General features: G+C 73.0%; 23 protein-coding genes. 12 read left to right on the top strand and 11 right to left on the bottom strand.

What is annotated here, in order from left to right; translation table 11 throughout:
* Window positions 1–9 precede the first annotated feature (9 nt).
* From B079_RS0125455 to B079_RS0125445, 3 genes are all read left to right on the top strand, one after another.
* Window positions 10–924 (top strand): MurR/RpiR family transcriptional regulator, encoded by a 915-nt coding sequence (locus B079_RS0125455; RefSeq protein WP_026249071.1) that lies wholly within the window; start codon window positions 10–12, stop codon window positions 922–924.
* Window positions 925–1,079: 155 nt separating this feature from the next.
* A complete protein-coding gene (locus B079_RS0125450; RefSeq protein ID WP_018548675.1) occupies window positions 1,080–1,460 on the top strand; it encodes a hypothetical protein in 381 nt (126 codons plus the stop codon).
* A gap of 103 nt (window positions 1,461–1,563) precedes the next feature.
* The gene (locus B079_RS0125445; protein WP_018548674.1) at window positions 1,564–3,906 is read left to right on the top strand and encodes a SpoIIE family protein phosphatase; all 2,343 of its coding nucleotides are present in this window, start codon (window positions 1,564–1,566) and stop codon (window positions 3,904–3,906) included.
* A gap of 9 nt (window positions 3,907–3,915) precedes the next feature.
* On the opposite strand, the gene B079_RS0125440 is transcribed toward B079_RS0125445, so the two are convergent.
* Window positions 3,916–4,623 (bottom strand): peptidoglycan-binding protein, encoded by a 708-nt coding sequence (locus B079_RS0125440; RefSeq protein WP_026249070.1) that lies wholly within the window; start codon window positions 4,621–4,623, stop codon window positions 3,916–3,918.
* A gap of 98 nt (window positions 4,624–4,721) precedes the next feature.
* Window positions 4,722–5,564 carry a hypothetical protein gene (locus tag B079_RS0125435; protein ID WP_018548673.1) on the bottom strand — a complete coding sequence of 281 codons (843 nt, stop codon included), beginning with the start codon at window positions 5,562–5,564 and terminating at the stop codon, window positions 4,722–4,724.
* A 199-nt stretch (window positions 5,565–5,763) separates the two neighbouring features.
* Here B079_RS0125435 and B079_RS0125430 point away from each other — a divergent pair, with 199 nt between their 5' ends.
* Complete coding sequence (locus tag B079_RS0125430) at window positions 5,764–6,489, top strand: TetR family transcriptional regulator (RefSeq protein ID WP_018548672.1); 726 nt, start codon at window positions 5,764–5,766, stop codon at window positions 6,487–6,489.
* A gap of 172 nt (window positions 6,490–6,661) precedes the next feature.
* Window positions 6,662–7,153 carry a Zn-ribbon domain-containing OB-fold protein gene (locus B079_RS0125425; protein WP_018548671.1) on the top strand — a complete coding sequence of 164 codons (492 nt, stop codon included), beginning with the start codon at window positions 6,662–6,664 and terminating at the stop codon, window positions 7,151–7,153.
* A 12-nt stretch (window positions 7,154–7,165) separates the two neighbouring features.
* Here B079_RS0125425 and B079_RS0125420 read toward each other — a convergent pair whose 3' ends face one another.
* The gene (locus B079_RS0125420; RefSeq protein ID WP_018548670.1) at window positions 7,166–7,552 is read right to left on the bottom strand and encodes a PPOX class F420-dependent oxidoreductase; all 387 of its coding nucleotides are present in this window, start codon (window positions 7,550–7,552) and stop codon (window positions 7,166–7,168) included.
* A gap of 191 nt (window positions 7,553–7,743) precedes the next feature.
* On the opposite strand from B079_RS0125420, the gene B079_RS0125415 reads away from it, so the two are divergent.
* Both B079_RS0125415 and B079_RS0125410 read left to right on the top strand, forming a co-directional pair.
* Entirely contained in the window at window positions 7,744–8,574 is an 831-nt protein-coding gene (locus B079_RS0125415; protein WP_018548669.1) for an SAM-dependent methyltransferase, read from the top strand.
* A gap of 185 nt (window positions 8,575–8,759) precedes the next feature.
* Window positions 8,760–10,142: a S1 family peptidase gene (locus tag B079_RS0125410; RefSeq protein WP_037801963.1), complete on the top strand. Its 1,383-nt coding sequence runs from the start codon at window positions 8,760–8,762 to the stop codon at window positions 10,140–10,142.
* A 151-nt stretch (window positions 10,143–10,293) separates the two neighbouring features.
* On the opposite strand, the gene B079_RS35595 is transcribed toward B079_RS0125410, so the two are convergent.
* The 3 genes from B079_RS35595 to B079_RS0125395 all read right to left on the bottom strand — a co-directional run bounded on the left by B079_RS35595 (window position 10,294) and on the right by B079_RS0125395 (window position 12,242).
* Entirely contained in the window at window positions 10,294–10,479 is a 186-nt protein-coding gene (locus tag B079_RS35595; RefSeq protein WP_018548667.1) for a hypothetical protein, read from the bottom strand.
* A 131-nt stretch (window positions 10,480–10,610) separates the two neighbouring features.
* Window positions 10,611–11,306 carry a L,D-transpeptidase family protein gene (locus B079_RS0125400; RefSeq protein ID WP_018548666.1) on the bottom strand — a complete coding sequence of 232 codons (696 nt, stop codon included), beginning with the start codon at window positions 11,304–11,306 and terminating at the stop codon, window positions 10,611–10,613.
* 147 nt (window positions 11,307–11,453) lie between these two features.
* Window positions 11,454–12,242 (bottom strand): SDR family NAD(P)-dependent oxidoreductase, encoded by a 789-nt coding sequence (locus B079_RS0125395; protein ID WP_018548665.1) that lies wholly within the window; start codon window positions 12,240–12,242, stop codon window positions 11,454–11,456.
* A gap of 107 nt (window positions 12,243–12,349) precedes the next feature.
* On the opposite strand from B079_RS0125395, the gene B079_RS0125385 reads away from it, so the two are divergent.
* Window positions 12,350–13,558, top strand: a complete 1,209-nt coding sequence (locus tag B079_RS0125385) for an acyltransferase family protein (RefSeq protein ID WP_234016865.1) — start codon at window positions 12,350–12,352, stop codon at window positions 13,556–13,558.
* A 73-nt stretch (window positions 13,559–13,631) separates the two neighbouring features.
* On the opposite strand, the gene B079_RS0125380 is transcribed toward B079_RS0125385, so the two are convergent.
* From B079_RS0125380 to B079_RS0125370, 3 genes are all read right to left on the bottom strand, one after another.
* Complete coding sequence (locus B079_RS0125380; protein ID WP_018548662.1) at window positions 13,632–14,261, bottom strand: MBL fold metallo-hydrolase; 630 nt, start codon at window positions 14,259–14,261, stop codon at window positions 13,632–13,634.
* The gene (locus tag B079_RS0125375; protein ID WP_018548661.1) at window positions 14,261–15,349 is read right to left on the bottom strand and encodes an S-(hydroxymethyl)mycothiol dehydrogenase; all 1,089 of its coding nucleotides are present in this window, start codon (window positions 15,347–15,349) and stop codon (window positions 14,261–14,263) included. The genes B079_RS0125380 and B079_RS0125375 overlap by 1 nt, the downstream gene beginning before the upstream one ends.
* 107 nt (window positions 15,350–15,456) lie before the next feature.
* Window positions 15,457–15,759 carry a hypothetical protein gene (locus B079_RS0125370; protein WP_018548660.1) on the bottom strand — a complete coding sequence of 101 codons (303 nt, stop codon included), beginning with the start codon at window positions 15,757–15,759 and terminating at the stop codon, window positions 15,457–15,459.
* Between the two features lie 171 nt (window positions 15,760–15,930).
* On the opposite strand from B079_RS0125370, the gene B079_RS0125365 reads away from it, so the two are divergent.
* Both B079_RS0125365 and B079_RS35315 read left to right on the top strand, forming a co-directional pair.
* The gene (locus tag B079_RS0125365) at window positions 15,931–16,296 is read left to right on the top strand and encodes a nuclear transport factor 2 family protein (RefSeq protein ID WP_018548659.1); all 366 of its coding nucleotides are present in this window, start codon (window positions 15,931–15,933) and stop codon (window positions 16,294–16,296) included.
* On the top strand, window positions 16,284–16,514 hold the full coding sequence (locus B079_RS35315; protein WP_158685052.1) for a hypothetical protein: 231 nt from the start codon (window positions 16,284–16,286) through the stop codon (window positions 16,512–16,514). The genes B079_RS0125365 and B079_RS35315 overlap by 13 nt, the downstream gene beginning before the upstream one ends.
* A 521-nt stretch (window positions 16,515–17,035) precedes the next feature.
* Here the strand turns inward: B079_RS35315 and B079_RS0125360 are convergent.
* Window positions 17,036–18,067, bottom strand: a complete 1,032-nt coding sequence (locus B079_RS0125360; RefSeq protein WP_018548658.1) for an alcohol dehydrogenase — start codon at window positions 18,065–18,067, stop codon at window positions 17,036–17,038.
* A 205-nt stretch (window positions 18,068–18,272) separates the two neighbouring features.
* On the opposite strand from B079_RS0125360, the gene B079_RS0125355 reads away from it, so the two are divergent.
* On the top strand, window positions 18,273–18,710 hold the full coding sequence (locus tag B079_RS0125355) for a MarR family winged helix-turn-helix transcriptional regulator (RefSeq protein WP_018548657.1): 438 nt from the start codon (window positions 18,273–18,275) through the stop codon (window positions 18,708–18,710).
* 120 nt (window positions 18,711–18,830) lie between these two features.
* Entirely contained in the window at window positions 18,831–19,415 is a 585-nt protein-coding gene (locus B079_RS0125350; RefSeq protein WP_018548656.1) for a hydrolase, read from the top strand.
* A 120-nt stretch (window positions 19,416–19,535) separates the two neighbouring features.
* Here the strand turns inward: B079_RS0125350 and B079_RS0125345 are convergent, their stop codons facing one another.
* Complete coding sequence (locus B079_RS0125345; protein ID WP_026249069.1) at window positions 19,536–19,802, bottom strand: hypothetical protein; 267 nt, start codon at window positions 19,800–19,802, stop codon at window positions 19,536–19,538.
* Window positions 19,803–19,832 lie beyond the last annotated feature (30 nt).

Raw genomic sequence — 19,832 nt, 5'->3', positions numbered from 1 at the left:
GACGGGCCGGTGCCCTCTCCGCAGCAGGCACGCGCCCAGGCGTCCGCGATCACCTCGCACGGCGCCGTCTCCCGGCCCGCCGCCTCGCCGACCTCCCGGCTGCGCGCGCTCTTCGACGGGCCCCGGCTGTCCCCGGGGCAGCGGCGGATCGCGCAGTATCTGATCGAGCACATCACCGAGGCCGCGTTCCTGTCGATCACCGAGCTGGCCGACCGGGTGGGGGTCAGCCAGCCGTCGGTGACCCGGTTCGCGGCGGCCGTCGGCTTCAGCGGCTACCCGGCGCTGCGTGAACGCCTCCAGTCGATCGCGCTGAGCACGCTGCCGGGCCCGCACGAGGCGGACCGGGCGAACGAGCTGCAGGCCGCCGTGGACGCCGAGATCCAGAACCTGGAGAACCTGCGCCGCGACCTCGCGGACCCCGGCAAGGTGGTCCGGGTGGGCCGCGCGCTGTCCTGCTCCACCCCGCTGACCGTCCTCGGCCTGCGCATCTCGGCCTCGCTGGCGCAGTACTTCGGGTACGCGGCCCGGCGCATCCACCCCGATGTCCGGCTGGTGACCCACGGCGGGAGCGTGGCGTACGACGCGCTGCTCCAGGCGCGGGAGGCGGGCGGCAGCTGGGTGCTGGCGTTCGGGATGCCCCGGCACGCGCGGGAGACGCTGACCGCGCTGCGGGTGGCCCGCGAGGCGGGTCTGAAGGTCGCCCTGATCACCGATCTGGCGCTCAGTCCGCTGCCCGACGAGGCCGACGTCACCTTCGCCACGGGCACCGGCTCCCGGCTGGTCTTCGACTCGTACGCGGCGCCCGGCGTGATGGCCGCCGCGCTGCTCCAGGCCATGACGGACGCGGACGCCGAGCGCACCCAGGCCCGGCTGGAGAAGTACGAGCGGGGAGCCGAGGAGCGGCGGTTCTTCCTGCCGGAGTGAGCCGGGGCCCGGCTGGTCCGGGGGTCCGGATGGTCCCGCATCGCCGCAGATGCCACGTGACCAGGCACGCATGAATGTTTTCATGCGTCTTGAAAACCCGACGGCATATATAAATACTGCTCCCGGCGCCCCCCACCGCGGCACACCCGGAAGCGATGACCATGCCCATGACCACCACGCGCATCAGCCCCGACTGGCCATGCCAGGTCAAGACCCCGGGCAGCTACGACTGGGAGCGCTCGGCGGCCCGCTGGCTGCGCGAGCTGATCCCCGCCCGCTACGCCGGTTACCCGGCGCTGATCAAGCACCCCGTCCTGCTCGCCCGGCACGCCCGGCTCCAGGTCCAGCAGGAGATCCGGGTCGCGCGCACCGCGCTGCAGACCGCCCGGACCGAACTGCCCGTCCTCGGGCTGCCCGAGTCGGTGATCGAGCACACGATCAAGCTCTACGCGGCCGAGCTGCTCCAGCTCCAGCACATCGCGCGCAGTGTGCGCGTGGTCTCCGAGGCGCTCGGCGGGCGCGGCACCGTGCGCTGAGCGGTCGGCGACCGCGTGAGCAGCACACGTACCGGCCGGACACGTGATCGAGCTGCCTGACCTGTGCCATGCTCAACGCGTGACGAGCGAGCCAGCGCTTCCCATGGACCCCGGCACGGGCGCCGATCCCACGGCGCCGGCCCAGGCCGTGGCCCGTCAGCGCGCGGAACTGGAGCGGCTGCGGGACGCCGCCGCGACGACGGCGGTGGTGGAGCGCGCCAAGGGCGCCCTGATGGCGGCGGACGGCCGGTCCGCCGACGCGGCCCACCACGAGCTGCTGCGCCGCGCCCGGGCGGGCGGGCGCACCCTTCTGGAGGAGTGCTGGCTGACCCTGGGGGCCCTGGAACAGCCCCGGCGGGAGGCCGCGGGGCGGCCGGACCGGGACGCGCGGGGCGCCGCCGCGGCCTCCGGCACCGGTGACATCGCGGACGTGCTCGGCGCACTGGGCCGGGACCTGGTGCAAGTCGGCTCGCCGCAGGAGCTGGCCGCGTGCCTGCTGCGGCATCTGACGCCCGAGGCCGGTGCCGACGCCGTGCTGCTCTACGAGCGGCTGCCCGAGGGCGGCCTCGAACTGATGGGGCACGCCGGGATCGCCCCCGCCTTCGCCGCGCAGTGGCACCGGATACCGCCCCTGCCCCACGTGGCCCCGCTGGAGGCGCTGGCGGCGGGCGAGCCGTGCTGGCTGGAGGACCTGGCCAAGGACCGGGAGCGCTATCTGCTGGTCGACGACCCGCCGGACCGGTGGCGGTCCCGGGCCTGGCTGCCGGTGCCCGGCGGCGCGGCCTCGGGGGTCGCCCTCGGTGTCCTGCGCGGCGAGGGGCGGCCGTTCACCTCGCGCGACCGGCGGCTGCTGCGCGCCGTGGCCCGGCTGTGCGCGGGACGGCTGCGCGCCTTCGACGCGCGCCCGGACGGCCAGGACGACGGGTCGCAGCCGGTGCAGAGCGTGCTCGACGCGCTGCCCGGTGCGGTGATCCTGCTGTGCCCGCTGCGCTCCGCCGCCGGCGAGGTGGAGGACTACCGCATCGAGGCCGCGGCGCCCGAGGCGGTCGACGTGTTCGGCCGCAGCGGCCAGGACATGGTCGGCAGCCGCATCCTGGAGAGCTATCCGTCCGTCGCGGGCGAGCCGCTGTGGGACGGCTACCTCCAGGCGCTCACCACCAAGGTCCCCTTCGAGAGCGAGCCGTTCGCCTACCACGACACCGTGGACGGTGTGCCCGTGACCGCGACCTACTCGGTGCGGGCCGCCCCGCTGGACGGCGGTCTGCTGGTGACCTGGTTGCGGCACGACCCGGCAGAACTCCAGGAACAGCGCCTGGCCGACGTGCAGCGGCTCGGCAACCTGGGCTGGGCCAACTGGAACCTGGTGACCGGCGAGACGGTCTGGTCCGCGCAGGCGTACGCCGTGCTCGGCCAGGACCCCGCCGACGGACCGGTGCCGCTGGAGCGGCTGCCCCGGCTGGTCGCGGCGGACGACGCGGACCTCCTCACCCGGGCGATCACCGGACTCACCACCCGGGCCACGCCGTTCAGCCTCCCCTTCCGCGTCCACACCGCACGCGGCGTACGGCATCTGCGCATCGTCGCGGAGGCCGTGGCCGACCCGGACGGCACCCCGGTGGAGGTGCACGGGTTCGTGCAGGACCTCACCGCGCAGCGCAGCGCCGAACTGGCCCTGGTGGAGAGCGAACGCGCGATGCTGCTCCAGCGCGGTGTCCTCCAGGCCGAGCGGGCGCTCGCGGGACGGCTCCAGCACGCGCTGCTGCCGCTGCCCCGCAAGCCGGTGCGGCTGGCCGGGCTGCGGGTCGAAGTCGCCTATCTGCCCGCGCAGTCGGGCATCCAGGTCGGCGGCGACTGGTTCAGCGCGATCGAACTCCCCGACGACCAGGCCCTGTTCGTGGTCGGTGACGTGGCGGGCCACGGCATCGACGCGGTGGCCACGATGGCGCAGCTCAGGTTCACCACCAAGGGCATGGTCAGCACGGGCTCCTCGCTGACCGGCGCGCTGTCCCGGCTCAACCAGCTGCTGCTGCACTCGCGGGACGCGCTGACCACGGCGACCATGATCCTCGCCCGCTACGACCCCCGTACCCGCGTGCTGGCCTGGACCCAGGCCGGGCATCCCCCGCCGCTGCTGGTGCGCGGCACCGAGGTGCGCTATGTACGGCGGCCCCGGGGCATCCTGCTCGGCGCGAGCGCGGCCCCGGTCTTCGAGTCGGCGGAGCTGCGCCTGGAACCGGGCGACCGGCTGCTGCTGTACACCGACGGCCTGGTGGAACGGCCCGGCGAGAGCCTGGACTCGGCCCTGTCCCGTCTGGCGGGCACGGTCCGCGGGCAGGGCCGGGAGGGCGCCGGTTCGCTGGACGCGCTGCTCGTCTCGCTCCTCGCCGACGAGCGGCGCGACGACGTGTGCGTGGTGGACATCCGGGTGCCCTCGGCCGAGGAGTAGCCGGACCGCTCAGGTGCGCGACTCCAGGGCGCGGCGCGTGTCGTCGCCGTAGACGCCGCGCTCGTCGCCGCTGACGCCGTACCAGACCTGGAACCGGGCGACGGCCTCGGCGAGCACGGCGTCGTAGCCGCCGGTCGGGGAGCCGTCCCGGAACACGTCGGGGACGCGGAGCAGCCGCTCGCGCAGCTCGGTGACACCGGGCCCCGAGTCGCCCTCGCGCAGGGTGCCGGGGCCGTCGGGGTCAGCGGTGGCGGAGGCGGCGGGGGCCGTGGAAGCGGTCGGTGGGGCGGGTTCGGTGGTGGCCGGGGTGATGGTGACGGGGCGGGGCGCGGCGGAGTGGCCGGGGCGGGCGGCGGCGGTGGCGCTCTGCCGGGCGGGCAGCAGGAGGGCGCAGCCGAAGCCGACGAGCGCGGCGGCGGCGAGGGCGAGCACGGCGAGGGCCCGGCGTCCGGACCGTCCGGAACGCGCGGCCGGTGTGGGTCTCGCTCCGGGGACCGGGGGCAGCTCCTGGGTGTCGTCCTCGGCTCCGGCGGGCGCGGAAGGCGCGAGGGGCGGAGGCGGGGGCGTACCGGCGGTCTCGCGCGGGGCTCGGCCGTCCTCGGGCAGCAGCTCGCGCATCAGCTCCGCGAGCGCGTCCTGGCGGCGGGCCCGTACGACACGGACGGGTTCCACGATCCGCCCGGGGCGCGGCGGCTGGGGATCGGGGGGTGTCGGCACGCTGCTCTCCTTTCCGTCCCTCGGGTCCGGGAGTGCGCGGTCCCGAGGGGGATACGGAGGGCGGGGCGCGGGCGTTCAGGGCGCGCGCCGGGCCGAGGTCAGGCGGGGCCCGGTGTCCCCTGGACGAAGCGGTTCAGGGAGGCGGTCAGGGTGGCCGCGAAGGCCTCGCGGTCGTCCTCGGGCAGCGCGTCCAGGGAGAGATAGGGGTTGAGGTCCTCCAGCTCGACCAGGAGGAGGTCACCGGCGAGGGTACGGCAGGCGTCGACGCGCTGGATGCCGTGGCCGAGCGCGTTCCAGTCGATGAAGCGGCGGGCGAACTCCAGGTCCGCGGCGGTGGCCTGGTACGGCTTCAGCTCCCAGCGGCGGCGGGGGTCGGGGGCGTAGAGGGCGTACTCGAAGTCGTCGTCCACGAAGTAGAAGGAGATCTCGTGGGTGAAGTCGATGTGCGGCTGCACCAGGACGCTGCCGTCGGCGACGGGTGCCTCGGCGACCCGGCTCGCGGGCACCAGGCGCATGCCCAGGGAGTCGGCGCCGAGGCGCGGCTTGACCACGTAGCGGTCGGCCCGCGGCAGCCGGTCCAGGTCCTCGGCGCGGTCGACGGTGGGGATGACCGGGTGACCGGCCGCCGTCAGCTCGATGAGATAGCCCTTGCCCGCCATGTCGGCCTTGCCGGTGAGCGGGTTGTACACCCGGGCCCCGGTCTCCAGCGCGTGCGCCCGGAACTTCTCGTACGCGGCCAGGTGGCCGAGCACCGGGCCGGAGTTGCGGACCACCACGGCGTCGAAGCCGTCCATCAGGGCCGCCGCGTCCAGCGGGTGGCACAGGGCCAGGTCGAAGTGGGCGCGCAGCCGGGAGGTGAGGAACACGTCCTCGTCGCCGTAGCGGCGCCCATGGGCCGGATACGCCAGGTCGGTGACGTAGAGCAGGCGGGGGCGGGGCATGGGGGTTCTCCTCGGGCGGACCGGTGACGGCAGGGTGGAGAAAGGTTACGCCGCAGGACCGGGGTGATGATCGGCGGGCCCTGGGGTGATCGCGTGGAGATGTGCGCCCCGGCGTTGCCGTACAGCACTCGGTTCCCTCATGGGCGGCCTTGTGTGCACCGAGTGCCATGCGGGCGCGCGGGGTGCTACGTTCCCGCTCATGAGCACCAGCAGCACGGCCCCGGCCGTGAAGCCGCCGATGCGTGACGCCCTGGTCGAGGCCGCCTTCCGGCTCTTCCTGGAGCGCGGGTACGACCGCACCACCGTGGACGACATCGTGGCGCTGGCCGGGGTCGGACGGCGCTCGTTCTTCCGCTACTTCCCCTCCAAGGAGGACGTGGTCTTCCCCGACCACGAGCGCTGCCTCGCCGACATGACCGCGTTCCTCGCGGCGGGCGACGGCGCCGGGGAACCGGTGGAGCGGGTGTGCGACGCGGCCCGTCTGGTGCTGCGGATGTACGCGGAGAACCCGGCCTTCTCGGTGCGCCGTTACCGGCTGACCAAGCAGGTGCCGGGGCTGCGCGCGTACGAGCTGTCGGTGGTGCGGCGCTACGAGCGGGCGCTCGCCGGCTATCTGCGCGAGCGGTACGCGGGGCGGCCCGACGGCACGCTGCGCGCGGACGTGATCGCGGCGGCGGTGGTCGCGGCGCACAACAACGCCCTGCGGTCCTGGCTGCGTTCGGACGGCGCGGGGGACGCGGACGCGGCGGTGGACCACGCGCTGGGGTGCGTGCGGGCGGCCTTCGCGGAGCCGGGCGGTGCTGCGGCGGCCCGCTCACCGGCTCCGCCCGCCCGGGGTGAGGACGTGATCGTGGTCGTCGCCCGGCGCGATGCCCCGCTGTGGCGCGTGGTGCGGGAGGTCGAGGCGGCGCTCGGGCGGCCCTGACGCGGGCAACCGCGCGGTCGCGCCCGCAGATTGAGGGTACGGAGTGCCTTTACGGCTGACACTGAGTGCCATACGCTGGCGGTGTGCACGGTGGCACGACGACCGGGCACACGTGTGCGCGGTTCACACCGCGCGTTCGGGATTTCCGGCCCAGCGCAGGGAGTTGACCAGCGTGTACCACCACTCAGCAAGCGCCACGCACCCGGTGGGCGGCCGGGCGGCGGGGGTACTCGAACCCCGGTCGTCCGCGACGGCGTCCGACGCCGGACCCGCCCCCGCCTCGTCCCCCGCCGCCGGATCCGCGATACCCACGCGGGCCACCGACGACAAGGACGTCATCACCTTCCAGCGCTGTGCCTGGTGCGGCACGGCGATGTACCACCGGCTGCTGTGCCCGGTGTGTCAGGGCAGCGATCTGCGCACCGAGCGCAGCCAGGGCGTCGGCACGGTCCGCCACTCCACCGTGGTGCACCGCAACACCCCGATGGCGCGCAATGTGTCGCTGGTCGAGATGGCCGAGGGCTTCGTGGTGCGCGGCCGGGTCATGGGCCCGGCCGTCGGCATCCACAGCGGGGACCGGGTACGGCTGTCCACGGCCAAGGACCCGGTGCGGGGCGAGCCGGTGTTCCAGCTGCTCGACGAGGCGTACCGGGCCTGGAGCTGACCGCCGCGCGGCTCAGTCCTCGAGGGTGATCCGGATGCCGACCGTGCCCTCCGCGCCCCGGCGCAGCCTGCTGCCCAGCAGGGTGAGGCGGCCGACGATGCCGTACTTGCGGGCGATCAGGGAGCGGTAGCGGGCCGTGGTACCGGCGTCGGTGATCTCCGCGGTGGCCGGTACCGGCTCGCCGGTCGGGCGTCCGCGCATGTCACAGGGGCCGACGAGCACATCGGCGCGGCGGCGGATGCGCTTGACCTTCCAGCTGTCGGCGGTCGTCCACACTCCGAGGGCGTCGCCGTCGCGCACCACCCAGACCGGGGTGGGAACGGGCGTGCCGTTCTTGCGGTAGCTGGTGACCAGCAGGTATTTGCCCGTGCCGAGCCGGGTCAGGAGCGTGTCGTCCATGTCCGCAGTCTAGGAGGCGGCCCGGCGTCCGGCAGCACGGCGGGGCCCGGCACGGAGAGGCCGCACCGCACGGAGGAGGCGGTGGAATGGGCGGGACCAGCGATGGGGATCAACTCCTGCGTCTAGATTGCGTCTTGACCCGTGCACCGCTCAAGACCCCACTCCCCCAAGGCCCTCAGGAGCTGACCCACGTGACCGACAACCCGGCCGCCGCCAACGATGTCGCCGAGTCGCTGCGCGCCCGCATCAACACCGGCCAGCCGCACACCGCCCGGATCTGGAACTACTGGCTCGGCGGCAAGGACAACTACGAGGTGGACCGCGCGGCGGGCGACCAGATCCGCCAACTCCACCCGGGCATCGGGGAGTACGCCCGCGCCGACCGGCTGTTCCTCGGCCGTGCCGTACGCCATCTGGTGCAGGAGGCGGGCATACGCCAGTTCCTGGACATCGGCACCGGGCTGCCCACCGCCGACAACACGCACGAGGTCGCCCAGCGGCTCGCCCCGGACGCCCGGATCGTCTACGTCGACAACGACCCGCTGGTCCTCGCGCACGCCCGCGCCCTGCTGACCAGCACGCCCGAGGGCCGTACCGACTATCTGGACGAGGATCTGCGCAACATCGACGCGATCTTCGAACACGCCGCGAAGACCCTGGACTTCAGCGAGCCGGTGGCGCTGATCCTGCTCGGCGTGGTCATTTTCATCGGCGACGACGAGGACCCGTACGGCCTGGTGCGGCAGTTGACCGAGCGGCTGCCCGCCGGAAGCCATCTCGTGCTCTCGCACACCATCACCAGCCCGTCGATGCCGGACGTGGACGAGGCGGTCGCGTTCTGGAACGAGCACGGGACGCCGAAGCTCACCCAGCGCACGCCCGAGGACGTGACCCGCTTCTTCGACGGTCTCGACCTGCTGGAGCCGGGTGTCGTCTCCTGCTCGCGCTGGCGCCCGGAGGCGGCGGCCGGGGACGAGCCGGAGGAGGTCGCGATGTTCGGCGGGGTGGCCCGCAAGAACTGACCCGGCCCGCACGAACTCGCCCCGCCCGCAAGGGAAAACGGAATCCGCGAAAGCCGCCGGAAGATCGCGACGGTCGCTGAACGCGCCCGCCCCGCCCCACGTACTCAGGGGCGGGCGCTCATCGACCGGAGGGCCCCGCGACGCCCGGCCGGGGTGTCGCGCGCTCGGGGTTTCGGGAGTCAGGCATGAGGCACGCACGACGGCGGGTCGTCCGGCGAGTGACACGGCTGGCGGCCGTCGGCGGACTCCTTCTGGGAGGCGCGATGGTGACGCAGGCGGCCATGGCGAGCGAGCCGCCGCAGGCCCCCGCGACCCCGCTGAGCACGGCGGGCACCGCCGGGGAGACCGGCTCCGCGCTGACGGCGAAGCTGGGCACGGCGCGCTCGGCGGGCAGCTGGATCGGCGCCGACGGGCGCCCGGTCGTCGCGGTGACCGACGCGAAGGCCGCGCGGGAAGTGCGGCAGGCGGGCGCCGAGCCCAAGCGGGTGGGCCACAGCATGAACGAGCTGAAGTCGGCCACGGCGACGCTGCGTTCGGCGCCCCGGGTGGCGGGCACCGCGTGGGCGGTGGACTACCGCACCAACCGGGTCGTGGTGCGGGCGGACAGCACGGTGTCCTCGGGGGACTGGACGAAGATGACCCAAGTCGCCTCGCGCATCGGGGACTTCGTCACCATGGAGCGGTCGAAGGGCACGTTCACCACCCGGCTGAACGGCGCGCAGCCGATCCTTTCCACCAGTGGCCGCTGCTCGGCGGGGTTCAACGTGACCAACGGGCAACGGGACTTCATCCTCACGGCCGGCCACTGCGGCCCGACCGGCTCCATCTGGTTCGCGGACAACCAGGGCGACAAACAGCTCGGCGCGACGGTGAACAGCAACTTCCCCGGCGCCGACTTCTCGCTCGTGCAGTACGACTCGGGCAAGGCCGGGGCGGGGGCCGACGTGGTCGCGGTCGGCGGCGGCAAGGGTGTACGGATCACCGGCGCGGGCGATGCCACCGTGGGGCAGCGGGTGTTCCGCAGCGGCAGCACCAGCGGGCTGCACGACGGCCAGGTGACCGCGCTCAACGCGACCGTGAACTACCCCGAGGGCACCGTCACCGGGCTGATCGAGACGAACGTGTGCGCCGAACCCGGCGACAGTGGCGGCCCGTTGTTCTCCGAGGGGGTGGCGCTGGGTGTCACCTCGGGCGGCAGTGGCGACTGCACGTCGGGCGGTACGACGTTCTTCCAGCCGCTGACGAAGGCGATGGCGGCGCTGAACGTCCGCCTGATCACCTCCGGCGCCGGTGCGGGGGCCGGGGGCGGCCAGAACCCCTCGCCCGCGCCGTCCGCCGCCCCGCAGAGCACGGTGGCCCCGAGCGCGGCGGCACCCGGCTCCTCTGCCCCGGTGAGCGGCATCGCCGAGGGCCGTACGCTGCTGGCCCGCCTCACCGACACCCGCAATGTGGGCCCCGGCCTGCTGATCATGGCGGGCAGCCTCATCGCCCTGTTCGCGGCGCGCTACATCCGCTCGGAGCAGGAGCGGCGGGCGTATCAGCGGTACTACTCGGCGACCTGGGGGTGACCAGGGGCCGAAGGGCCCGAAGGTCGGTAACAGGTGGCAAGTGGCCGATGGCAGGGTGGCTCGTGGCCGGGAAAAAATCGGTCACCAGAGGCGCCCATACGGTCACGGACGGACGGCGAACGGGTAGGTCGGCGGTCGCGCGGCGGCCGGTTCAGGACGGGCGGCGCGGCTGCGGTGTCGCGGAGGCCCACTCCAGGACGAGGCGCTGGTACTCCGCGCGCTGCTCGGTGGTGAGTATCCCGCCCGAGCGGCGCCACAGGGCCCGGATCTCCTCGTTGACCTCCGCGGCCGACCGCTGGCAGGCGGTGTCAGCAGTGGTGGACATGGTGTGAAGCATATGCCGGTCCTCGTGAAGACGGTGTGAGCAAGTGCGCTCGATACGGACATTTCGGACCGTGTTGCTCATCACGTCAATGGGCCGTGACCCGGGCGGAGTTCGGGGGCGAACGGGCGCCCCCGGCCCGCTTCTCAGGTGCCCGGCTTGCGGCCGTACACGAACACGTCGTCGCCGTTCTTGAGCAGCGACCAGTACTTCTTGGCGTCCTTCGTGGTCATGTTCACACAGCCGTGGGAGCCGGGCGGGTTCCACATGCTGAGGCCGACGGAGTGGAAGGCCTGACCGCCGTCGAAGAACTGGCTGTAGGGCATCGGCACGTCGTAGATAGTGGAGACGTGGTCGATGTCCCGCCAGTAGATCTTCTTCAGCCCGGTGCGGGTCTCGTAGTGATCGCGTCCGGTGCGCACCGGTACGGGGCCGTAGACCAGCTTCTTGCCGTCCTGGATCCAGCTGAGCTGGAGCGTGAGGTTCACACAGGCGATACGGCCCTTGTTCACCGGGCACTTGCCCGCCTTGTTCGGCTTCTTCCCCACGGCCTTCTGCTTGTTCATGAGGTCCATGACGCCCCAGGTCACCGGGCCCGCGTAGCCGATGGTGGGGGTGATGCCGTGCTTGCTCTGGAAGGCGCGGATGGCCGAGCAGTCGGCGCTGGACTGCTTGCCGTCGACCGGTCGGCCGAGGAACTTCTCCACCTTCTTCTGGTACGGCCCCGCCTTCGTGCTGCAACTCGCGGCCTGCGCCGGTGCGGCGGTGACGACGAGCGCCAGCGGCGCCGCCAGCGCGGTGACGCCGAGCAGAGCGGCACCTCGTCTGCGTGTGTCCCCCATGGTCCGACCCCTTCCCCTCTCCCGTTTCTCTCTTCTGCCCTACGGCATCCGTCGCCTACTAGACCCGCCCCCGGGCCGGACGGTTGTGGTTCCGGTCATGCTGTGACGAAACGGTGAACTTCACCGTCTGTCGGTCATCGCCGTCGGTCATCGCCCGTGCAGTGCCGCGTGGAACCCGGTGTGCACGGCGGTGAGTCCACCGTCCACCACGAGGGCGGTGCCGGTGATCCAGGCGGCATCACGCGAGGCGAGAAAGGCCACGGCCGCGGCCACGTCCTCCGGCTCCCCGATCCGCCCGAGCGGATAGAGCCCCCGCACCGCCGCCAGATCCTCGTCGCGCCCCTCCCACGCCGACGTCCGCACCGTCCCCGGCACGACCAGGTTCACCCGCACCCCCCGCGCGGCGGCGTGCCCGGCGAGAGTCCGCGTCAGCGAGGCCAGCCCCGCCTTGGCGGCGCTGTAGGCATGCCCTCCGAAGTCCTGCGTCCCATTGACCGACCCCACACTGACGACGGCTCCCCGCCCGGAAGCGGCCAGCTGCGGCAACGCGGCCCGGCAACACCGGTACACCCCGGTCAACGTGACATCGAGGTCCCCGTCCCACACCTCGTCGAGCCCGTCCTCGAACAACTCCGGGTCCGGCGACGACCGTGCGGCACAGTTCACCAGCACGTCCAACGCCCCGAAGGCGTCCACGGCGCAGGCGACAGCGGCCTCGACCGACCGCCGCTCCCCCACGTCGCACGCCAACGCCCGTGCGTCCAGCCCCTTTTCCCGCAGTCCCGCCGCCGCCCGCTCGGCCTCCTCCCCATCCCGGTCGGTGACCAGGACCCGCCCGCCCTCCTCGGCGATCCGCCGGGCGACCGCGGCCCCGATCCCCCGAGCGGCCCCGGTGACAAGAACTCCGTGCCCAGCAAAGCGAGTTGCGTCGACCATGGCCCGACGGTAGGCCAGCGAACCGCGCCGCGACAGAGGTCGTACCGAGCCATATGCGGTGAACTGCCCGGCCTGGCATCACGTACCACTCGTTGCGGGGCGGCGCCGTGCCGCTCGGTATCCGGAGAAGAGGTCGAGCGATTTTATGGGATGTGAGCCGCCCGGTCGGCGGCGGAAATCTCGACGTGGCCGCCCCGGCGGAACAGCCGAAGCGCGAGGCTCCCGGCCCTCGGCCGGTGCTGGGGCTCGATGGGCTGCGGGGGCTGGCGGCTCTCTATGTGGTGCTGTTCCACTGCTGGTTGTACACGTTTCCCGGTTATCCCCGTAGTACGGCGCCCGGTTGGCTGGACGGGTTGATGTTCGGGCGGCTGGCTGTCGTGTTCTTTCTGGTGTTGTCCGGTTTCTCGCTGGCGATCGCTCCGGCGCGGCACGGGTGGCGGACCGGCGGGGTCGGCCGGTTTCTGCGGCGGCGGGCGTGGCGGATTCTGCCTCCGTACTGGGCGGCGCTCGCCATGAGTCTGGTCATCGCCTGGTGGGTGGTGTCGCCCTCGCACTACGGGCTCCCCACCGCGAAGTCGATCCTCGTGTACGGCCTCGTCCTTCAGGACATGGTCACCGCGCCCACACCGAACGGCGCGTTCTGGTCGATCGGCGTGGAGAGCGAGCTGTATCTGCTGTTTCCGCTCTTCCTGTTCGTCCGGCGGAAGTTCGGGGCGGCGCTGCTCGTCGCGGGGGTGACGATTCCGGTGATCGCCTGGGGGATGCTGGCGCCCGGTGCGAACCCGGTCGAGGGTGCCAACGGGCTCACCGCGCATCTCGCGCCCGTGTTCGTCGCGGGCATGGTGGGGGCGGGAGTCGTCGTCGCGTCGGAGCGGGTGCGGCGTCTGCCATGGGGATGGTTCGCCGTGCTGGCCGCCCTGCCCGTGCTGGTGGTGGGCGTCGTGCGGGGTTCCGTGTGGACGGTGAACCACTACTTCTGGGTGGATCTGGCCGTCGCTCCCGCCATGACGATGCTGATCATCGCGGTGGCCACCGGCAGGCCCGCCGTGCTCGTACGGTTCCTGACCACGCGGCCGTTGCGGAGTCTCGGTGACTTCTCGTACAGCCTCTATCTGATCCATCTGCCGATCGTCATGGCCGTGATCCACCGCGTGGCCCCGCACTTCGTGGGCCGCGGACTGCCCACCTTCTGGTTCACGCTCGGCGTGGCCCTGCCGGTCTCGGTGCTGGGGGCGTGGGTGTTCGCCCGGGTCTTCGAGTTGCCCTTCAAGCGGAACAGGTCCTGGAAAGCGTTGGTCGCGTCCGTGCGGGCGTAGGGCGGAAGAAAAAACGGGCAGGGGCGGCCGGTTGAGAAACCGGTCGCCCCTGCCCGCGTGTCGGGGGGGGGGATCAGTGGCCGCGTTCGATCCACTCCTCCAGGTGGGGGGCCTCCGCGCCGATGGTGGTCGGTTCGCCGTGGCCGGTGAGGACCTTGGTCTCCGGGGGGAGGGTGAGGACCTTGTCGCGGAGGGAGTCGATGATGGTGGGGAAGTGGGAGTAGGAGCGGCCGGTGGCGCCGGGGCCGCCCTGGAAGAGGGTGTCGCCGGTGAAGACGGTGCCGAGGCCGGGGTCGTAGAGGCAGACGGCGCCGGGGGCGTGGCCCGGGGTGTGCAGGACGGTGAGGTCGGCTCCGGCGGCCTCCATGACCAGGCCGTCCGCGAGGTTGGCGTCGGGGTCGCGGTCGGGGTGGGTGAGCTTCCACAGCGGAAGGTCGTCCGGGTGCAGCCAGATGACGGCGCCGGTGAGGTCCGCGAGGGCGGGGGCCGCGTTGACGTGGTCGTTGTGGGCGTGGGTGCAGATGATGGCGGTCAGCCGCCGGTCGCCGACCGCGCGGGCGATGGCCTCGGCGTCATGGGCCGGGTCGATCACGATGGCCTCGTGGTCGTCGCCGACGATCCAGACGTTGTTCTCGACGTCCCAGGTGCCGCCGTCGAGCGTGAACTGGCCGGAGGTGACGAGGCGTTCGATGCGGGCGGTCATCAGAGCACCACCACCGAACGCAGCACGTCGCCCTCGTGCATCCGCTCGAACGCCTTCTCCACCTCGTCGATCTGGATCGTCTCGGTGACGAACGCGTCCAGCGGAAGACGGCCCTGGAGGTGCAGGTCGATGAGCATCGGGAAGTCCCGGGAGGGCAGACAGTCGCCGTACCAGGACGACTTGAGGGAGCCGCCGCGGCCGAACACGTCGAGCAGGGGCAGGTCGAGCTTCATCTCGGGCGTGGGGACGCCGACCAGGACGACGGTGCCCGCCAAGTCGCGGGCGTAGAAGGCCTGCTGGTAGGTCTCGGGGCGGCCGACCGCGTCGATCACCACATCGGCGCCGAAGCCGCCGGTCAGCCCGCGGATCGCCTCGACCGCGTCGGTCTCACGGGAGTTGACGGTGTCGGTAGCGCCCAGTTCGCGGGCCTTCGCCAGCTTGCGGTCGTCGATGTCGACGGCGATGATCTTGCCCGCCCCGGCAAGGCGCGCACCCGCGATGGCCGCGTCGCCCACGCCACCGCAGCCGATGACGGCGACCGAGTCGCCCCGGCCCACGTTGCCGGTGTTGATCGCGGCGCCGATGCCCGCCATCACACCGCAGCCGAGCAGTCCGGCGACCGCCGGGGAGACGGCCGGGTCGACCTTGGTGCACTGCCCGGCGGCGACGAGCGTCTTCTCCGCGAAGGCGCCGATGCCGAGGGCCGGGGTCAGCTCCTGCCCGGTCGAAGCGAGCGTCATCTTCTGCTTGGCGTTGTGGGTGTTGAAGCAGTACCACGGGCGCCCGCGCAGACAGGCCCGGCAATTGCCGCACACCGCACGCCAGTTGAGGACCACGAAGTCACCCGGCGCCACATCGGTGACCCCCTCGCCGACCGACTCGACCACACCCGCGGCCTCGTGGCCCAGCAGGAAGGGGAAGTCGTCGTTGATGCCGCCCTGCTTGTAGTGCAGATCGGTGTGACAGACCCCGCAGGCCTGGATGCGTACGACGGCTTCGCCGGGCCCGGGATCGGGGATCACGATCGTCTCGACGCGCACCGGCTGGTCCTTGCCCGGTGCGACTACGCCGCGTACTTCCTGCGCCATGACCTGGCCCCTCTTCCCTTGTACGTACCTTCGCTGCCGACCCTACGCCACGGACATACGTCGGACCGGGCCTTGACGGCCCGGTCCGGGGAGCGTCGGTCCTGCGGTCAGCCGAGCGCCGGGAGCACACCCAGCGCCGGTGCCGCCAGATCGGTCAGCTGGTGGAGTTCGCTGAGCCGGTTCATGTCGCTGAGCTGGTTCAGGCCGCGCAGCTGCTCGCTGACGCCGGGGACCTCGGCGCGGTGCTCCGCGGGGATGTCGCTGACGGCGAGGGTGTCCAGCGTGGTCATCGGGTTGATCTGCCCGGTGCCCGCGGCGCTCGCGTCGGCCGCGCTCGCGAGCGGTGCGGCCAGGCCCGTGACGCCGACGGCGAGACCGACCGCGGCGACGATACGTCGTGTTGAGATCATGCTCTCTGCAACGCGCGCGCCCCGCCCCGGACACGGGCACCGGCCGCTCCTCACCCGACAGGTGGAGCCCGGCTGCTGCGCTTGCCGTGGCCGCCGGGGCGGGGGAGCCTCGAAAGGTGGACCGTGCGGTCCCGCTCCCCGCCGGGCCGCGAGCGTCCGAAGGAGGCCACCATGGGCAGCACGAAAAACCCCGCGTTCACCACCGACACCCTGCGCGAGAGCATCGAGTCCGACACCGGCGACTCGCTCCTGAACCTGTACGAGGACGACGCGGAGATACGCGTCATCGACCGCGACGCCCAGCCGAGCCACCCCAAGGTGCTGCGCGGCCGGGGCGAGATCAGGGAGATGCTCGACGACATCTACAGCCGCGACATGATCCACCGGCTCGGCCAGTGCGTCATCGACGGCGACCACGCGGCGTTCACCGAGTCCTGCGAGTACGCCAACGGCGACCGGGTCTACGCCGAGTCGATGATCACCCTGCGGGACGGCAGGATCTCCGAGCAGATCCTGATCCAGGCATGGGACGAGTAGGCACGAGGGGCGCGCACGCCCAGGTCGGCTCCCGCCTCTCCTGGTCGTTCTCGGCCCGCGCGTCCTACGGCCCCCGCCCGCCCCGGCACGAAGCGGCGAGGCCGGGCCATGTCTCCGGCGCGGGTGCGGGTGCGCTCCGCTCGGTGCTGCGGACGGCGGGACACGCGGCCAGGTTCGCGGCCCGGCACCGGCCGGGGCGACGACGCCACACCGGCTGACCCACACCGGCGGGCCCACACCGGCGGGCCCACACCGGCGGGCCGCCTCGGCGCGGGTCGGGCACCGAACGGGCACCCGTGGCCTCTCCCGACGCCCGCGACCACGCGCCGCTCGGCCGACGCCGGTGACTCGCCCCGGCCTCCCGCCGGACCACCGGCCCCGTCGCCGCCACCGCCATCGGCACCGCCGCCGCCGCCATCGGCACCGGCACCGGCACCGGCACCGGCACCGGCACCCGTCACCGTCGCTCTGCCGGAGAGCCGTCCGTCCGCCGGCCCCCAGCCCCTCGCCCGCCCCAGCCCCTCGCCCACCCCGGTCCCGTCGCCGACGGCGCCAGGCGCCACCGCGCCGGACCTCTTCACTCGGCGAGCCCGACCGCGCAGCCAGGGCCACCGCCGGTCGGCCGGACCCGACCGCCCCACCCGACACCGCCGCTCAGCCGGTCCGAACCGAACCCCCCGGCCGGAGGCCCCCGCTCAGCCCAGCCGAGCCGAATCCCCGCCGGAGGCCCCCCGCCCCCTCAGCCCGTCGCCGTCTCCAGCACCATCCGGAACCGGGCCCGCCCCGACAGCATCTTCTGGTACGCCGCCTCCACGTCGTCCAGCGGGACGGTCTCGGTCATCGGGCGGATGCCGTGCAGGACGGCGAAGTTCATGGTGTCCTGCACCTCCTGGGAGGTGCCGGAGGGGTGGCCCTTGACCTCGCGGACGCCGCTGATGAGCTGGAGCGGGGTGATGTCCAGCGGTTCGGGCGAGACCCCGATGATGACGAGTTCGCCGCGCGGGGTGAGGCCGTCCACCGTGGCGGACATCGCCGCGGAGTTCCCGGCGGTGGCGAGGACGACCTTGGCGCCGCCGAGGTTCTGCAGCGCCTCGGCGACCGGGGCGCCGGACGTGCTGTCGATGTAGTGGTGCGCACCCAACTCCTTGGCGAATCCGGCCTTTTCGGCGCCCCGGGCGATGGCGATCGTCTCGAAGCCCATCGCCGCCGCGAACTGCACGCCGAGGTGACCGAGTCCGCCGAGGCCGAGGACGGCGACCCGGTCGCCCGCGCGGGCGACGCTGCGCCGCAGCCCGTTGAAGGTGGTCACGCCCGCACAGGCCATGGGTCCGGCGGCGGAGGCGTCCAGACCGTCGGGGATGCGGGCCAGCGCGTCGACCGGCACGATCACCTTCTCCGCGAAGCCGCCGTCGTAGGCCCAGCCGGGCACCTTCAGGCGGACGCACGCGATGAAGTCGCCCCGGCGGCAGGGCGTGCAGTAGCCGCAGCTGCCGCCGAACCAGCCGACCGCCACCCGGTCACCGACCTTCCAGCCCCGGCCGAGGGCGCCTTCGCCCAGTTCCTCGACACGCCCGGCGATCTCGTGTCCGGCGACCTCGGGGAAGGTGATGCCGGGCGCGGCGCCGGTCACGAACAGGGCGTCGCTGTGGCAGACCCCGCACGCCTCCACGGCGATCCGTACCTCGCCGGGCCCCGGATGCGGCACCTCCCGCTCGACCAGCTCGAACGTCCCGCCGGGGGCGGTGACCTGCGCGACTCGATACGTGCTCATGCGTGTCTCCGGAGTACGGCTCGGGGGTGGGAACCCTGCCGTTCCAGCAGACCAGTTCGCCCGGGATCACGCGCGCCGAGTGGGGTCGGGCGCCCGGACCGCCGTCACACCCCCGCTCTCGCTCCGCACCCCCGCGTCTTTTACACAGGTAAAACTGAACAGCCTGAGCTGGACAGTTCTCCCTGTCGGTGTCTACGGTGACGCCATGGCCCACATCTCGGACTCCGCCGCCCTGGCCGCGCGCGAACTGCGCGTGATGTTCAGCAGGCTGCGGCGCCGTATCCGCGAGGTGGCACGGGACTCCGATCTCACCCCGCCGCAGGAGTCGGCGCTCTCCCTGGTCGGCAAGCACGGCGCGGCCACCGCGAGCGCGCTGGCCGCCGCCGAGGGCGTACGACCGCAGTCGATGGCGGCCACGCTGGCCGCGCTCGACCAGCACGGGCTGATCCGCCGTACGCCAGACCCGGCCGACGGCCGCCGTCAGCTGGTCACCCTGACCGAGGCGGGGCAGGCGCGGGTGGAGGGCAACCGGCAGGTGCGCGAGGAGTGGCTGGCGCGCGCCCTGGAGGACCGGTTCTCCGAGGAGGAGCGGCAGACGGTGCTCACGGCGCTGACCCTGCTGGAACGGCTCTCGCGCCCGTGACACCGGCCATACCCGCCGGGCCGTACCCCCCGGCCCCGTTCACGCCCGCCGGTCCGCCGGTGAGCACCCCGCCGGACCGTTCGCGCGGCCGGCTCACCCCCCGAAAGGTCTGATCACCTCATGTCCGTCACCACGCTCGACCCCCGTACCGCCCTCGTCGTGATCGACCTCCAGCGCGGCATCGTGGGCATGCAGACCCAGCCGTACGCCGCCGCCGACGTGGTGGCCCGCTCCGTGGAGCTGGCGGACGCCTTCCGCGCCCGTGAGCTGCCGGTGGTGCTGGTCCGCGTCTCGTTCGCCGCCGACGGCGCGGACGCGGTGCCCGGCCGCACCGAGCGGCAGCCGCGCGGCCTTTCCTTCCCCGAGGGCTGGGACGTCGTCGTGGACGAACTCTCCGGCCACGACGGCGACATCACGGTCACCAAGCACAACTGGAGCGCGCTGTTCGGCACCGACCTGGACGTGCAGCTGCGCCGCCGGGGCATCACGCAGATCGTGCTGACCGGCATCGCCACCAGCATCGGCGTGGAGTCCACCGCCCGTGACGCCTACGCGGCGGGCTACAACGTCACCCTGGCCACGGACGCGATGGCCGACTCGGACGCGGAGGCGCACACCAACAGCGTCGAGCGCGTCTTCCCGCGCCTGGGCGAGAACGGCACCACGGCGGAGATCCTGGAGCTGCTGGCCAAGACCCACGCCTGACGGGTCCGCGCCGGGCGGCTCCGCGCCGGGCGGTTCCACGACCGACGGCGCGCCCGCGTGCCCGGCCTCCGGTGCGGTCCACCGGAGGCCGGGCACGCGCGTACGACGGCCCGCGCCGGGTCAGTCCCCGGTCGCCGCCCGCTCCACCTCGGCCTCCACCTCGGCGCGCGGGCGGCCGGTCTCGCGGGCGTACTCGCTGACGGCGGTCTGGGCGTCGCGGGCCAGGTCGCGCCAGGCGCGCAGGGCGGTCTCGTAGGTGCCGGACTGGGCGCCGGTCATCCCGCGCTCGGCGGGCGGACCGTAGGTGTCGCGCAGGTCCGTCACGGTGGCATGGGCCTCGTCGGCCGCACGCTGTTTCTGCACGAGTTCTTCAAAAGAATGAGCCACACCAACCGACCCTAGGCACGCCCGGCGAAC

It is taken from the genome of Streptomyces sp. LaPpAH-108 (genome assembly GCF_000373625.1).
GTDB lineage: Bacteria > Actinomycetota > Actinomycetes > Streptomycetales > Streptomycetaceae > Streptomyces.
Note: the sequence above shows the minus strand (reverse complement) of the source record. Positions and strands in the feature narration are given on the sequence as shown.

Coding starts and splice junctions, on each gene's coding strand:
- B079_RS0125450 (WP_018548675.1), top strand. CDS start 1,080: ATGACCATGCCCATGACCACCACGCGCATCAGCCCCGACTGGCCATGC.
- B079_RS0125445 (WP_018548674.1), top strand. CDS start 1,564: ATGGACCCCGGCACGGGCGCCGATCCCACGGCGCCGGCCCAGGCCGTG.
- B079_RS0125435 (WP_018548673.1), bottom strand. CDS start 5,564: ATGCCCCGCCCCCGCCTGCTCTACGTCACCGACCTGGCGTATCCGGCC.
- B079_RS0125430 (WP_018548672.1), top strand. CDS start 5,764: ATGAGCACCAGCAGCACGGCCCCGGCCGTGAAGCCGCCGATGCGTGAC.
- B079_RS0125420 (WP_018548670.1), bottom strand. CDS start 7,552: ATGGACGACACGCTCCTGACCCGGCTCGGCACGGGCAAATACCTGCTG.
- B079_RS0125410 (WP_037801963.1), top strand. CDS start 8,760: ATGAGGCACGCACGACGGCGGGTCGTCCGGCGAGTGACACGGCTGGCG.
- B079_RS35595 (WP_018548667.1), bottom strand. CDS start 10,479: ATGCTTCACACCATGTCCACCACTGCTGACACCGCCTGCCAGCGGTCG.
- B079_RS0125400 (WP_018548666.1), bottom strand. CDS start 11,306: ATGGGGGACACACGCAGACGAGGTGCCGCTCTGCTCGGCGTCACCGCG.
- B079_RS0125395 (WP_018548665.1), bottom strand. CDS start 12,242: ATGGTCGACGCAACTCGCTTTGCTGGGCACGGAGTTCTTGTCACCGGG.
- B079_RS0125380 (WP_018548662.1), bottom strand. CDS start 14,261: ATGACCGCCCGCATCGAACGCCTCGTCACCTCCGGCCAGTTCACGCTC.
- B079_RS0125375 (WP_018548661.1), bottom strand. CDS start 15,349: ATGGCGCAGGAAGTACGCGGCGTAGTCGCACCGGGCAAGGACCAGCCG.
- B079_RS0125370 (WP_018548660.1), bottom strand. CDS start 15,759: ATGATCTCAACACGACGTATCGTCGCCGCGGTCGGTCTCGCCGTCGGC.
- B079_RS0125365 (WP_018548659.1), top strand. CDS start 15,931: ATGGGCAGCACGAAAAACCCCGCGTTCACCACCGACACCCTGCGCGAG.
- B079_RS35315 (WP_158685052.1), top strand. CDS start 16,284: ATGGGACGAGTAGGCACGAGGGGCGCGCACGCCCAGGTCGGCTCCCGC.
- B079_RS0125360 (WP_018548658.1), bottom strand. CDS start 18,067: ATGAGCACGTATCGAGTCGCGCAGGTCACCGCCCCCGGCGGGACGTTC.
- B079_RS0125355 (WP_018548657.1), top strand. CDS start 18,273: ATGGCCCACATCTCGGACTCCGCCGCCCTGGCCGCGCGCGAACTGCGC.
- B079_RS0125350 (WP_018548656.1), top strand. CDS start 18,831: ATGTCCGTCACCACGCTCGACCCCCGTACCGCCCTCGTCGTGATCGAC.